The organism is Halomonas korlensis, from assembly GCF_900116705.1.
GTDB lineage: Bacteria > Pseudomonadota > Gammaproteobacteria > Pseudomonadales > Halomonadaceae > Halomonas > Halomonas korlensis.
Map to the genome: position 1 here is coordinate 56,514 of NZ_FPBP01000009.1, position 13,717 is coordinate 70,230.

The following is a 13,717-nucleotide window of genomic DNA, read 5'->3' on the forward strand; positions in this document are numbered from 1 at the left end:
TATTAATCGATGGCAATGCACTCGTTTTCGAATGATTACGAGATGAATTTCCGTCAGGCGTTGTCGAAGCTGGACCCGCTACGCTGGTGGGGTAGACTGTGAAGCCTGCCGCCTATCGGCAAGCATACATGAGAAGGAGAAGACGCCAGATGCGCTTTGTACCCCGTTTCACCGATGGCCAGGCGTTTCCCGAAGCGCTGGGCAAGATTGTTTGTGTCGGCCGCAACTATGCCGATCATGCCCGTGAATTGAATAATCCGGTGCCCAGCGAGCCGCTGCTTTTCATCAAGCCGGCAACCGCTGCGGTACCGCTGGAGCGCCCAATCGATGCACCGTTTTCACGCGGCGAAGTGCATTATGAGACGGAGCTGGCCCTGTTGATCGGCAAGGAGCTTTCCGATGTAACGTCGGACGAGGCGGAGCGGGCGATCGTGGGTATCGGCCTGGCATTGGATCTCACATTGCGCGATGTCCAGTCGCGATTGAAGGAGAAAGGCCATCCATGGGAGGTCGCCAAGTCCTTCGATGGAGCCTGTCCGCTCTCGGCGTTTCTGCCGCTTGCCCAGGTGCCCAACTGGAGCGCGATTTCCTTCACCTTAGAGGTCGACGGAGAGCCGCGCCAGAAAGGCGAGGGCGCCGACATGCTGTTCCCGGTCTCGACCCTTGTCGCCGAGATGAGCCGCCATTTCACGCTCCAGCCCGGCGATGTCGTGCTGACCGGCACGCCTGCTGGCGTGGGGCCGCTGGAGCGCGGCGCGCGGTTACGCTTCACCCTGACCGGGGGGTTTGAGGTCAATACCCGCGTCGTGGATTGATCCTGGCGCCTCGAAAAGGCCACACGAGATAGTTACAAGCTAGTTATTCGAGTTAGTTATTCGAGTAGCTATTCCAGATAGGTGTAACCCTCGAGACCCGCGGACAGGTCGTCGAGAAAGTGCTGCTGTTCCGCCTCGCTCAGCTGGCTCGCGGCGAGCTGCTCGGCGAGGCGGGTGCGTAGTACTTCGGCATCAAAATTGACGTAGCCGAGCACATCGGTGACACGGTCGCCCTGCTGACTATGGCTCAGTGTCCAGTGTCCGTTCTCGTCCAGGGCGGCATCGACTGAATCGGTATCGCCGAATAGGTTGTGAAGGTCGCCGAGGATTTCCTGGTAGGCACCGACCAGGAAGAAGCCCAGCAGTTTTTCCTCACCGTCCTGCCATTCCGGCAGTGGCAGGGTCGTCTCGACCCCCTGACCATCGACATAACCATCGATACGACCGTCGGAATCACAGGTGATGTCCTGGATCACCGCGCGACGCGTGGGCTCGCGGTTCAGCCCCGACAGCGGCAGTACCGGAAAGATCTGCTGAATACCCCACACGTCGGGAACCGACTGGAAAAGCGAGAAGTTGACGAACAGCTTGTCGGCGAGCTTCTCGGCCAGTTCGTCGGCGATCTCCCGGTGGGCCCGGTTGCGGGTATCGAGCTGTCCACGCAATCTCGCGCAGGCGGAGAAATAGACGCCTTCGCCTTCGGCCCGGGCCAGGATATCGGCGATGCCGATGACGAAACGTTCGTGCAGCTCGCTCATCGCGTGCGCCAGGTCGTGCCAAGCCTCCACCAGGCCGCGTGGCTCGTGCATGGTTTGTAGCTCATCGTGCACTCGCCACAGCTCGTTGACCTGCGGGTCGCCCACCACCCGGCGCTGAGGGGCCTGCTCGCTTACCCGCTCCTCACCGATCACGTTGGTTATCAGTACCGCATGATGGGCGGTGAGGGCGCGACCCGATTCGCTGATCAGGTGGGGCGGTGGCAGCGCCAGTTCCTGGCAGGCCTGGGCGAAGGCACTGACCACGTTGCGGGCGTATTCGAGCATCGAGTAGTTGGCCGAACAGAAACTGCGCGAACGCGTACCTTCGTAGTCGATCCCCAGGCCGCCACCCACGTCCACGGTATCCACCGGCGCGCCCAGCGCCACCAGGCTCTGGTAGAAGCGGGCACACTCGCGCAGGCCGCGCTGGATGTCACGGATGTTGGCGATCTGCGAGCCCAGGTGAAAGTGCACCAGTTGCAGGCTGGCAAGGGCATCCGCCTCGCGAAGCTGTTCGACCACCAGCAGGATCTGGCTGGCGGTGAGGCCAAACTTGGACTTTTCGCCACCGGTGTTCTGCCATCGGCCGCGCCCCACCGAGGCGAGCCGGGCGCGAATGCCGATGCGTGGCGTGACGTCGAGTTGCGCGGCCTCGTCCAGAATCAGTGGCAGTTCCGAGAGTTTTTCCACCACCAGGTAGACGTGATGGCCGAGTTTCTCGCCCATCAGCGCCAGGCGGACGTACTCGCGGTCCTTGTAGCCGTTACAGACGATCAAAGAGGGCCCGTCGGCCGAGAGCGCCAGTACGGCGAGCAGCTCCGGCTTACTGCCGGCCTCCAGCCCCACTCGGCCGCGGCCACGCTCTTGTGTCGACAGTATCTCTTCGACGACGCGGCGCTGCTGGTTGACCTTGATCGGATAGACGGCGGTGTAGCCACCGCTGAACGTCTCCTCGTGCATGGCCGTATCGAAGGCCGCACATAGCTGCTCGACGCGGTCATGGAGGATATCGGTAAAGCGCACCAGCACCGGCAGGCGCAGGCCCGCCTCGCGCAGCTGGGAGGCCAGGCTATCCAACGGCAACGAGGGTCCTTCGACTTCGTTACCCAACGGTCGCACCAGGGCATGTCCCCCGTCATCGACGTCAAAGTAGCCGCTGCCCCATTGATCGATGTTCCAGGTGCGTCGCGCACGCAGCGATGGTTCGCCTTGGTTGCCGGTGGTTTGGCTCATGTTGCGTCCTCGGGCAATGGCAGGGCGCCGTATTGCAGTCGGGCGAGCAGGATAGTGCGAAACTGCTCGGGGTCATGGGGGGTCAGGTCGTGGGCCGGTGGGTCGACGTAGACCACCAGCAGGCGCGAGAGCCAATAACGCAGCGCGGTCATGCGCAGCATCATTGGCCATTCCTCGCGCTCGGCATGGGTAAGCGGGCGGCGGGCCAGATACGCCCGAAGAATGGCATCGTGGCGTTCGGCGTTGAGCCGCCCATCGGGCTCGGTGGCCCAATCATTGATGACGATGGCCAGATCAAACAGCAGGTCGCCGGTGCAGCCGTTATAGAAGTCGATCAGCCCACCCAGGCGGTCGCCATCGAACAGGGTGTTATCGCGAAACAGGTCACCGTGCAGGGCGCCCTGGGGCAGCTCGGGTCCCGTACCGAACACACCCTGATAGGTTTCCACTTCGTCCTTCATCAGAGCCTGGTCGTCCGGCGACAGGTAGACCAGTACCTTGTGATGCATCGGCAGCAGCCAATGCAAGTCGCGCGGGTTGGGGCGGTGGCCGGTAAAATGCTGCGAGACCTGATGCATGCGCCCCAGCGTATCGCCCAAGGCACGGCACTGCGTCAGGTTGGGGGCATGCGGGTGCTTGCCGGGAAGTCGAGGGAAAAGCAGCGCCGGCTTGTCGGCGAGACGATGCAGGGCTACCCCGTCGCGGTCATGCAGCGGTCCCGGGACCGGCAGGCGATGTTCGTCGAGGTAGTCGAGCAGGTCGACGAAAAAGGGCAGCTCATCGAAAGCGCCTTGCTCGAAAAGCGTCAGGACGAGCTCGCGTCTGTCGGTGGTGACGAAGAAGGTGGTGTTCTCCGTGCCGGCGGCGACGCCCTCCATCGAGACCAACGAACCGGCATCGAAGCGGCTCAAAAGCGCCTCGACCTGGGTCTCGGTAAGCGGTGTGAATACGGCCATGTCTCTCTCGCCCGGGTTGCCAAGCCGCCCATTGTAGCGACTTGCCAATATGATGCACGCGCTCGACCGATGGTCCTGTCATGAGGGGGCGGGCCATGCGGGGCGATGCTGGCATGGATGGGGTCAGAATTCCTTGAGAACCCATTGAGGCACGGCAAGGCGGTCGCCATCACGGCGCTCGAAGTTACCGTCGCCGTCGTGGTCCACCAGGTAGTAGGAAGGACCGCGGGAGGGCCTGATCTCGATCGCGTAGAGCTCGCCGTTGACCCGATATTCGCGGATGGTTCGGTCGTCTTCCTGGCGGATGGTGATATCCGGCGTGACGTCGGTTGAGGATTGCGCCAGTGCCGTCGACGAGGCCCCAAGCCCCAGCGACAACGCCATAGCGAGAATCGGGGCGAGAACCGGCGCGAGAACAACCGGGGCAAGGTGGGTATAACGCTTCATGATGACCTCCTGCGCCGCTGGGCGGCGTCGTTTTCCCTGCGCGGGATGTCTGCAGTGTATGACGTTGTGGCCCGATGGCCTAACGCCGGGACGGTAAAAGCCTGGCGCTGCGGGTATCATGGGGCCACTACGTTCCCGATTCCCTGTTCAAGATCAACGGATGCCGATTCATGGCCGACACCCCCATCGTTCTCGTCGACGGTTCCTCCTACCTCTATCGCGCCTTTCACGCCCTGCCACCGCTGGCCACTTCGAAGGGGCAACCCACGGGGGCCATCAAGGGGGTGATCAATATGCTCAAGCGCTTGATCAAGGATTACCCCGACAGTCCCATGGCCGTGGTCTTCGATGCCAAGGGCAAGACCTTCCGCGATGCGCTGTTCGAGCAGTACAAGGCGCATCGGCCGCCGATGCCCGATGACCTGCGCTCCCAGGTGACGCCGCTGCATGACTGCGTGCGCGCGCTGGGGCTGCCGCTGCTGTGCATCGAGGGTGTGGAGGCCGACGACGTCATCGGTACCCTGGCGCGCCAGGCGACCGAGGCCGGCCGCGATGCGGTGATCTCCACCGGTGACAAGGACATGGCGCAGCTGGTCAATGCGCACATCACCTTGGTCAATACCATGAAGGATGAAACGCTCGATGTCTCGGGCGTTGAGGCGAAGTTCGGCCTGCCACCGTCATTGATCATCGACTTTTTAGCGTTGATGGGCGACAAGGTCGACAATATTCCCGGCGTGCCGGGTATCGGCGAGAAGACCGCGCTGGGGCTGCTGAAAGGCATGCAGGGCGGTCTCGAGACGCTCTACGCTGACCTTGAAAAGATCAAGACGCTCGAAGTCCGCGGCGCCAAGACCCTGGCGAAGAAGCTTGAGGAGAACCGCGAGCAGGCGTTCCTGTCCTACCAGCTCGCCACCATCAAGACCGACTGCGAGCTTCCGGTGGGGCTCGATGACCTCGACATCGCCCACCCAGACCGCCCGGCGCTTTTCGAGCTCTATCGCGAGCTCGAGTTCAAGGCCTGGCTCGCCGAGCTGCTTGAAGGCAAGGACGAAGGGGTCGACGACATCCCGGCCGGCAAGCCCGTTGCGACAGGTGCGCCGCATAGCGAAACGGGCGAGGACGCGCCTGGCGGCAGCGCCGATCGCGACGACCACCTGATCCTCGATCAGCAAGCGTTCGATACCTGGTTCGCGCGCCTGGCGGCGAGCGAGGCCTTCTGCTTCGATCTCGAGACGACCAGCCTGAACTACATGGAAGCCGATATCGTAGGGGTCGGGCTGTCACTGTCGCCGGGGGAGGCGGCCTACATCCCGCTCGCGCACGATTATCTCGATGCGCCCGAACAGCTCGACCGTCTCGCGGTACTCGAAGCCCTGCGGCCGCTCTGGGAAGATGGCAGCAAGGCCAAGATCGGCCAGAACCTCAAGTACGACATCTCGGTACTTGCTCGCTACGACATCGAGGTTTCAGGGCCGCTGGAAGACACCATGCTCGAGTCCTACGTGCTCGACTCCACGGCTACCCGGCATGACATGGACTCGCTGGCGCTCAAGTACCTGGGCGAGAAGACGGTGAGCTTCGAGGACATCGCGGGCAAGGGCGCCAAGCAGCTGACCTTCAACCAGATCGCCCTGGAGCAGGCCGCTCCCTATGCCTGCGAGGATGTCGACATCACCCTGCGGCTGCATCGCGAGCTGCGCCCGCGCCTGGCCGCCGAGGGGCGGCTGGCGAGCGTACTCGAGGAGATTGAGCTGCCGCTGGTGCCGGTGCTGTCGCGCATGGAGCGCACCGGCGTGGCGCTGGACCCTGAACGGCTGCATGCTCAGAGCCTGGAGCTCGTAACGCGTATCCGCGAGCTCGAGGGCCAGGCCTTCGAGCTCGCCGGTCGCGAGTTCAACCTGGGCTCGCCCAAGCAGCTCGGCCAGATCCTGTTCGAGGAGCAGAAGATCCCGGTGATCAAGAAGACGCCCAAGGGCGCGCCGTCCACCGCCGAGGCCGTGCTCGAGGAGCTGGCGCTGGATTACCCGCTGCCCAAGGTGATCATGGAGCACCGCGGGCTTTCCAAGTTGAAATCCACCTACACCGACAAGCTGCCGCGGCTGGTCAACAAGGCGACGGGGCGGCTGCATACCAGCTACCATCAGGCGGTCACCGCCACCGGGCGGCTGTCATCGTCCGACCCCAATCTGCAGAACATCCCCATCCGCACCCTGGAAGGGCGACGTATCCGCCAGGCCTTCGTGGCGCGGCCGGGGTATTGCATCGTCGCGGCTGATTACTCGCAGATCGAGCTGCGCATCATGGCGCATCTCTCCGAGGACAAGGGCCTGCTTGACGCCTTCGCCGAGGGCCGCGACATCCACGCTGCTACGGCGGCCGAGGTGTTCGGTGTGCCGCTGGAGAAGGTGTCACACGACCAGCGGCGTAGCGCCAAGGCGATCAATTTCGGCCTCATCTATGGCATGAGCGCCTGGGGGCTGGGCCGCCAGTTGACGATCGAGCGCCAACAGGCCCAGACCTATATCGACCGCTACTTCGACCGTTATCCGGGCGTCGCCCGCTACATGGAGCGTATCCGCAGCCAGGCCGCCGAGGATGGCTATGTCGAGACGGTATATGGACGCCGCCTGCATCTGCCGGAGATCCGCTCCCAGAACCGCGCTCGCCGTCAGGGGGCCGAGCGAACCGCTATCAACGCGCCCATGCAGGGGACGGCAGCGGACATCATCAAGCGCGCGATGATCGATGTCGACGCCTGGCTGGGCGGCGAGGACTTTGATGCGGTCATGGTGATGCAGGTGCACGACGAGTTGGTCTTCGAGGTCAAGGATTCCCAGGTCAAGGATTTCATCCCCAAGGTAAAGGCCCGCATGCAGGCCGCTGCCGAGCTCAGCGTGCCGTTGACCGTGGAGGCCGAGAGTGGCGTGAACTGGGACGAGGCCCACTGAGGCTCCGCACCACGGCAAAAAAGCCAACGCAAAGGCCCGCGGCAGTTTACACAGCCACGGGCCTTGATATTACGACTCTTTACTACCCCCTCGAGGGGCAAGGCTTAGCGCCAGCCGGCGCGATCGAAGATACGAATCGCCTCGGGGTTATGTTCGCCCAGTTCGCTGACGTTGAGCTCGTCCTTCTTGAAGTCGCCCCAGGATTCCAGCACCTCGTCCTTCTCGACGCCCTCGACCACCGGGAACTCGTAGTTGCCAGCGGCGAAGATTTCCTGGGCCTCATCGGAGGCCAGGAACTCGAGGAACTGAATGGCATTCTCGCGGTTGGGCGCGCCTTCAACGACCCCTGCACCACCCACGTTGACGTGAGTACCGCGGTCGTCCTGGTTGGGGAAGAATATTTCGACCTTCTCGGCGATTTCCCGGTCGGCGGCGTCATCCGACTTCAGCAGGCGCACATAGTAGTAATGGTTGGCCACGGCAATGTCGCACTGGCCACTGGCAACGCCCTTGATCTGGTCGGTGTCGCCGCCCTCGGGGTCGCGCGCAAAGTTGTTGACCATGCCCTGGGCCCAGGCTTCGGCTTGCTCCTCGCCGTGATGGGCGATCAGCGAGGCCAGCAGCGACTGGTTGTAGATGTTGTTCGAGGAGCGAATGCATACCTGACCCTCGAACCGGGGGTCGGCCAGGTCCTCGTAGCTTGCAAGCTCGCTCTCATCGACCGTCTCGGGGTTATAGAAGAGGGCGCGGGCGCGCTGGCTGAAGCCGAACCACTGCCCATCGGGGTGACGCATGGCTTCCGGAAGGCGCTCGGCCAGCACCTCGGACTCGATGCCCTGGAAGATACCCTCCTGCTCGGCACGCCACAGGCGGCCGGCGTCCACAGTGATCATCACGTCAGCCGGGCTCGCCACGCCCTCGCGCTGGATACGCTCGAGGAGCTGGTCCGAATCGCCTTCGAGGACATTGACCTCAATGCCGGTCTCTTCGGTGAAGGCCTGGTAAAGCGCTTCGTCGGAGTCGTAGTGGCGCGCCGAGTAGACGTTGACCTCGTTGGCGAGCGCCTGGCCGGCGCCGGCCGAGCCCGCGAGGATGGCGACAGCGGGAAGGGCGAGTCGGTAGCGGTTCTTCATGTGTGACCTCGTTTATAAAAAAACGACCAATGAAACATAACGATAATGTTTAGCATTCTCTACTCGCCCATTGAAGCGCCTGGGCGTCTCGCCGTCAAGCCTTGCCAGCGATGCCAAAGTGCATTGGTTTTTCTCAAATGACGGGCCCGTCAATGTCGAATGCGATTCAATCCGAAACGCATTCGCTGCCGATTGCGAGTATGATGGAAGGGCCATTCTTGTCCTGCGATGAGCGTGCCTAGCCTATGACCAGTAAACTGAATCTTGCGCCAATCGACGATACGTCCACGCCCGAAGCCAATGTACTGGCGATGGAAGGGGTGCGGCACGCGTTCGATGGCCTGCCCGCCGTCAAGGGCGTCGACCTGCATGTCGCTCCAGGTGAAGTCGTCTGTCTATTGGGTCCTTCGGGCTGTGGCAAGACCACCTTGCTGCGTATCGCCGCCGGACTCGAGACCCTTCAGCAGGGGCGGGTATCCCTCAACGGGCAGACGATCGCCGAATCTCGCAAGCGTCACCTGCCGCCCGAGAAACGCAATGTCGGACTGGCGTTCCAGGACTCGGCATTATTTCCCCACTTGAGCGTGTTGCAGAACGTGACCTTCGGTCTCAAGCAACTCTCCGGCGAGGCGCGCACCGAACGCGCCATGGGGCTTCTCAAGCAACTGGGCATTGCCGGATACGCCGACGCCTATCCGCACACCCTCTCGGGTGGGCAGCAGCAGCGGGTGGCACTGGCGCGTGCGCTGGCGCCGTCGCCTGCCCTGATGCTGCTCGATGAGCCGTTCTCCAGCCTGGACGCCCGGCTGCGTGACCGCATCCGCGACGATACGCTGCACGTGCTCAAACAGGTCGGTGCCGGGGCCCTGCTGGTCACCCACGACCCGGAAGAGGCGATGTTCATGGCCGACCGCATCGCTCTGATGCGTGACGGCGCCATCGTGCAGACCGGCACCCCCAAGGAGCTCTACTGCTCTCCCTGCGATCCCTTCGTCGTGACGTTTTTCGGTGAGGTCAATCAGCTGGACGGCGTCGTGTCGGGTGGCCGGGTGGTCACCCCGGTGGGCAAGGTCGAGGCAGACTGGCTACCGGAAGGCGAAGCGGTGCAGGTGTTGATTCGCCCCGAGGCGCTGCGGGTCACCGAGCGCCACGACCTGCCCGCCTCCCGCCATACTCACAGCCATATCGTGATGGCCAAGCTGCTTGGGCGCAGCAGCCTGCTGCACCTCTGCGCCCATGGGGAAGACGGGCGCGAGGCGCACCTTCACGCCCGGATTCCTGGCGTCTTCCTGCCCGCGGAAGGCCAGCAGGTGGATATTCACCTCGACACCTCACAGGTGTTCGTCTTTCCGGCCGGTCGACGTGTTGTTGCCGGGGCGGGACTTGCGCATGGCGATGCTGAGCAGGATGACCGGGAGTATGCCCACTACGACGATCGCCAGTGACGACGTCGCCGCCTCGGCGAGCCGTTCGTCCGAGGCGAGGTTATGGGCCCTGACCGCCAGGGTGTCAAAGTTGAAGGGGCGCAGGATGATGGTTGCCGGCAGCTCCTTCATGACATCCACGAACACCAGAATCCCTGCGGCCAGCAGGCTGCCGCGCATGATGGGCGTGTGAACCCGCCGTAGCGTGCCGCCCGCGCTCTGTCCCAAGGTGCGGGCCGCAGCATCCATGCTCGGCGTCACTTTACCAAGGCTCGCCTCCACCGCATTGAACGACACCGCCAGGAAACGCACCACGTAAGCGTAGATCAGAATGAAGGCCGATCCGCTGAAGATCAGCCCGGCGATCATCCCGTAATTCGCCTGCAGCCAGCGGTTCAGGGTGTCGTCCAGCCAGGCGAAGGGGATCAGGATACCCACCGCGACCACCGAGCCGGGAATCGCGTAGCCCAGCGAAGCAATCCGCGTGGCATTGCGCGTCAGCGGGCTGGAATCGAGGCGTACACCATAGCTAAGCAGCACGGCCATGGCGACGGCGATCAGTGAAGCAATGGTCGCCAGGACCAGGCTGTTGCCGGCGAACTCCAGAAATTGTACCCCGAGCAGGGAGTCGCCCTGCTCGATGGCAAGATGCGCGAGCAGGCCGCTGGGAATCAGGAAGCCGATCAGGACCGGCAACAGGCAGGCTGCAACGGCGCCGAGGGCCCTCCAACCATGTAGCCGATATTCAGGAAGCTGCTGATAGCGGCTGGAGGTATGGAAGTATTCCCGCTTGCCTCGCGTCCAGCGCTCCAGCAGTACCAGGGCTATGACGAACAGCAGCAGGCAGGCCGCGAGCTGGGCGGCTGCGACCTGCTCGCCCATGCCGAACCAGGTGCGATAGATCCCCGTGGTGAAGGTATCAACCCCGAAGAACTGGACCGCGCCGAATTCGTTGAGGGTTTCCATGAGCGCCAGCGAGACCCCGCCGACCAGCGCCGGTCGTGCCAGGGGAACGGCGACGGTGAAGAACAGGCGCCAGGGCCCGCGGCCAAGAGTGCGGCCGACATCCAACATGCACACCGACTGTTCCAGGAAGGATGCGCGCGCGAGCAGATAGACATAGGGGTACAGCACCATGGTAATCAGGGTCGCGGCGCCTCCCAGCGAGCGAATGTCGGGGAAGTAGTAGTCTCCAAAGCTCCAGCCCATCATCTCGCGTAGCCAGGTCTGAAGCGGACCTGCGACCTGGAGAAAATCGGTGTAGGCATAGGCGATCACGTAGGTCGGCACAGCCAGCGGCAAAAGTAGCGCCCACTCGAAGAGGCGCTTGCCCGGGAAGCGGCACATCACCACCAGCCACGCCGTGCCGGTGCCGATCACCAATGTGCCAATACCTACCGTGACGGCGAGGAACAGGGTATTACTTAGGTAGCGCCCGAGCACGGTGCTGGCGAGGTGCGACCAGACGCCTTCGGTGGGCAGAAAGACATGAAAGAGAATCGCCAGCACCGGCAACGCGACGATCATGGCAATCAGCAGTATCAGCAAGGTCCAGGCACTGAAATGAGGCGTGAGGCGGCGCGACAGAGCCGTCAGGCGAGCGCTGGCAGGAATGGACAAGCGGGGCTCCTTGCGGATGACGGATCGTGAGACGGTCAATGCGAAATACTGACGACTGCAAATATTATCAGTTAGTGCCGGTGACTGCAGCTATCCGACACTCGGCACGTCTCCTCGATCACCGTCGAAGCGCGCCGATCGTCTGCCAGGTGGGTGAGGTGGCGTCGCGAGAGATGGCGTGGTGGGTAGTGTTGTGGTTGGAACGTTTGGGGATGATAGATGCAGTTGCCTCAGTGCGCCGTCCAGCCGCCATCCACCATCAGCGCGCTGCCCGTGACCATGGCCGCCGCCGGTGAGGCAAGGAAGACCACAGGGCCCATGATGTCCTCGATCTGGCCGAGTCGTCCCAGCGGAATCTTGGCCAGTACGGCCTCCCGGAAGCCGGGCTGCGCGAAGTAGGGGCGGGTCATGGGGGTTTCGATGAACGTCGGGCAGAGCGTATTGACGCGGATGCCACGGGGGCCAAGCTCTACCGCCATGGCGCGGGTCATGCCTTCCACCGCCGATTTGGATGCGCAGTAGAGACTGCGGTTGGCCGCGCCCACATGGCCCATCTGCGACGACACGTTGATCACGCTGCCGCCCTGCGGCATCCGCTCAAGCACCACCTGGGTGACGAAGTAGGTGGCGCGCACGTTCAGGTCCATCACCGCGGCATAGTCCTCGTCGTCGACCTCGTCGATCGGCTTGGGACGGTTGGTGCCGGCGTTGTTGACCAGGATGTCGAACTCTCGCCCGTCAAGCGCCTCGCGCACGGCGGCTCGGTCGTTGACGTCCAGCGCCAGCGCCTTGGCCGCAAGGCCGGCGGCAACCAGCGCTGCGACGACTTCATCGAGTCGCTCGCGATGGCGGGCCACCAGCGTAACCTCGGCGCCGGCGTGGGCCAGCGCGCAGGCGGCGGCAAGGCCGATGCCCTGGCTGGCCCCGGTGACGAGCGCCCTGCGCCCGTCCAGGCGCAGGGGCGGGGGTTGCGGCAGATTCATGCGTCGACCGACGAGGCATAGGGCACGTCACGCTTGCCGTAGCGGCGCACACGTTCATTGGCTTGCTCGCCGTGCCCGTAGAAGCCTTCCAGCGCGCACAGGCGAGAGCAGTAGCTGCCGATCTCGGCGGAGGCTTCATCGGTCAGCACGCGCTGGTAGGTGCAGGTCTTGAGGAACTTGCCGACCCACAGGCCACCGGTATAGCGCGCCGCTTTCTTGGTGGGCAGGGTGTGGTTGGTGCCGATCACCTTGTCACCGAAGGCCACGTTGGTGCGCGGCCCGAGAAAGAGCGCACCGTAGTTGGTGAGCTGCTCGAGATAGCGCTCCGGGTCCTCGGTCATGACCTGGACATGCTCGTAGGCCATATCGTCCGCCACCTGCAGCATTTCCTCATGGCTGTCGCAGACGATGATCTCCCCGTAGGTTTCCCAGGACTGCCGGGCGATTTCGGCGGTGGGGAGCTTGCCGAGCAGCTCGTCGATGGCGGCCAGGGTGTCTCTGGCCAGGGCCTCAGAGTTGGTCAGCAGGGCTGCGGGGGAGGTCGGGCCGTGCTCGGCCTGGCCGAGTAGGTCGGTTGCGCAGAGCAGGCCGTCGACACTGTCGTCAGCGATCACCAGGGTCTCGGTGGGGCCGGCAAATAGGTCGATGCCGACACGGCCGAAAAGCTGGCGCTTGGCTTCGGCGACGAAGGCATTGCCGGGGCCGACCAGCATGTCGACCGGCGCGATGGTCTCGGTGCCGATGGCCATGCTGCCGACGGCCTGCACGCCGCCGAGCACCAGGATCTCGTCGGCGCCGGCGAGGTGCATGGCGGTGACGATGGCCGGGTGAGGCTTGCCCTTGAAGGGCGGTGCGGCGGCCACGACGCGCTTGACGCCGGCGACCTTGGCGGTGAGCACGCTCATGTGCGCCGAGGCGACCATGGGGTAGACTCCGCCGGGAACGTAACAGCCGACCGAGTTGATCGGCAGGTGCTTGTGGCCGAGCACCACCCCGGGACGGGTCTCGACCTCGACGGGCTGCATGGAGGCCAGCTGGGCCTCGGCGAAGCGGCGGATCTGCGCCTGGGCGAAACGGATATCCTCGATATCCCGGTCGGACACCTCCAACATGGCCTGATCGATCTGCTCCTGCGTCAGGCGGAAGGAGGCGGGCGACCAGTTGTCGAATTTTTCGGAAAGCTCGCGAACGGCGTTGTCGCCGCGGGCTTCGATATCGGCGAGCGTGGTCTCGACGGTTTCTCTCACCTTACGGTCGGCGGCGGCGCGAGTGTCGGCGGGTGCGCCGGATTTCAGATGACGAATCATGGAAGTCTCCCGATAGTGATGTCGTGACCCGAAGGGGTATCGAGATAATAGTCAATCCCCAGGTGTTCGTTGGCGATATGTCGCGAGGCT

At 63.7% G+C, this 13,717-nt stretch carries 10 protein-coding genes; 3 read left to right on the plus strand and 7 right to left on the minus strand.

The features are described 5' to 3' along the window. The first annotated feature begins 149 nt into the window (after positions 1-149). Positions 150-815 (plus strand): fumarylacetoacetate hydrolase family protein, encoded by a 666-nt coding sequence (locus BM341_RS12620; protein ID WP_089796427.1) that lies wholly within the window; start codon positions 150-152, stop codon positions 813-815. 68 nt (positions 816-883) lie between these two features. Here the strand turns inward: BM341_RS12620 and speA are convergent, their stop codons facing one another. The 3 genes from speA to BM341_RS12635 form a co-directional block, all read right to left on the minus strand. After that, on the minus strand, positions 884-2,806 hold the full coding sequence (gene speA, locus BM341_RS12625) for a biosynthetic arginine decarboxylase (RefSeq protein ID WP_089796428.1): 1,923 nt from the start codon (positions 2,804-2,806) through the stop codon (positions 884-886). Then, positions 2,803-3,762, minus strand: coding sequence for a homoserine kinase (locus tag BM341_RS12630; RefSeq protein ID WP_089796429.1), 960 nt, complete (start codon positions 3,760-3,762; stop codon positions 2,803-2,805). Before BM341_RS12630 ends, speA begins: the two co-directional genes overlap by 4 nt. A gap of 123 nt (positions 3,763-3,885) precedes the next feature. Next, positions 3,886-4,209 (minus strand): DUF2782 domain-containing protein, encoded by a 324-nt coding sequence (locus BM341_RS12635; RefSeq protein ID WP_089796430.1) that lies wholly within the window; start codon positions 4,207-4,209, stop codon positions 3,886-3,888. A 170-nt stretch (positions 4,210-4,379) separates the two neighbouring features. On the opposite strand from BM341_RS12635, the gene polA reads away from it, so the two are divergent. Continuing rightward, entirely contained in the window at positions 4,380-7,160 is a 2,781-nt protein-coding gene (gene polA, locus BM341_RS12640) for a DNA polymerase I (RefSeq protein WP_089796431.1), read from the plus strand. Between the two features lie 104 nt (positions 7,161-7,264). Here the strand turns inward: polA and BM341_RS12645 are convergent, their stop codons facing one another. Then, positions 7,265-8,293 (minus strand): Fe(3+) ABC transporter substrate-binding protein, encoded by a 1,029-nt coding sequence (locus BM341_RS12645; RefSeq protein WP_089796432.1) that lies wholly within the window; start codon positions 8,291-8,293, stop codon positions 7,265-7,267. Positions 8,294-8,538: 245 nt separating this feature from the next. Between BM341_RS12645 and BM341_RS12650 the strand changes: the two genes are divergently transcribed. After that, positions 8,539-9,738, plus strand: coding sequence for an ABC transporter ATP-binding protein (locus tag BM341_RS12650; protein ID WP_089796433.1), 1,200 nt, complete (start codon positions 8,539-8,541; stop codon positions 9,736-9,738). On the opposite strand, the gene BM341_RS12655 is transcribed toward BM341_RS12650, so the two are convergent. From BM341_RS12655 to hisD, 3 genes are all read right to left on the minus strand, one after another. Further along, complete coding sequence (locus tag BM341_RS12655; protein ID WP_089796550.1) at positions 9,625-11,244, minus strand: ABC transporter permease; 1,620 nt, start codon at positions 11,242-11,244, stop codon at positions 9,625-9,627. The genes BM341_RS12650 and BM341_RS12655 overlap by 114 nt on opposite strands. Positions 11,245-11,567: 323 nt before the next feature. Then, complete coding sequence (locus BM341_RS12660; protein ID WP_089796434.1) at positions 11,568-12,320, minus strand: SDR family NAD(P)-dependent oxidoreductase; 753 nt, start codon at positions 12,318-12,320, stop codon at positions 11,568-11,570. Beyond that, positions 12,317-13,627, minus strand: coding sequence for a histidinol dehydrogenase (hisD, locus tag BM341_RS12665; protein ID WP_089796435.1), 1,311 nt, complete (start codon positions 13,625-13,627; stop codon positions 12,317-12,319). The genes BM341_RS12660 and hisD overlap by 4 nt, the downstream gene beginning before the upstream one ends. Positions 13,628-13,717 lie beyond the last annotated feature (90 nt).

Excerpts from the sequence above, each read along its gene's own strand:
- BM341_RS12635 (WP_089796430.1), bottom strand. The coding sequence starts at position 4,209 with ATGAAGCGTTATACCCACCTTGCCCCGGTTGTTCTCGCGCCGGTTCTC.
- polA (WP_089796431.1), top strand. The coding sequence starts at position 4,380 with ATGGCCGACACCCCCATCGTTCTCGTCGACGGTTCCTCCTACCTCTAT.
- BM341_RS12630 (WP_089796429.1), bottom strand. The coding sequence starts at position 3,762 with ATGGCCGTATTCACACCGCTTACCGAGACCCAGGTCGAGGCGCTTTTG.
- BM341_RS12620 (WP_089796427.1), top strand. The coding sequence starts at position 150 with ATGCGCTTTGTACCCCGTTTCACCGATGGCCAGGCGTTTCCCGAAGCG.
- BM341_RS12650 (WP_089796433.1), top strand. The coding sequence starts at position 8,539 with ATGACCAGTAAACTGAATCTTGCGCCAATCGACGATACGTCCACGCCC.
- BM341_RS12655 (WP_089796550.1), bottom strand. The coding sequence starts at position 11,244 with ATGATCGTCGCGTTGCCGGTGCTGGCGATTCTCTTTCATGTCTTTCTG.
- BM341_RS12645 (WP_089796432.1), bottom strand. The coding sequence starts at position 8,293 with ATGAAGAACCGCTACCGACTCGCCCTTCCCGCTGTCGCCATCCTCGCG.
- speA (WP_089796428.1), bottom strand. The coding sequence starts at position 2,806 with ATGAGCCAAACCACCGGCAACCAAGGCGAACCATCGCTGCGTGCGCGA.
- BM341_RS12660 (WP_089796434.1), bottom strand. The coding sequence starts at position 12,320 with ATGAATCTGCCGCAACCCCCGCCCCTGCGCCTGGACGGGCGCAGGGCG.
- hisD (WP_089796435.1), bottom strand. The coding sequence starts at position 13,627 with ATGATTCGTCATCTGAAATCCGGCGCACCCGCCGACACTCGCGCCGCC.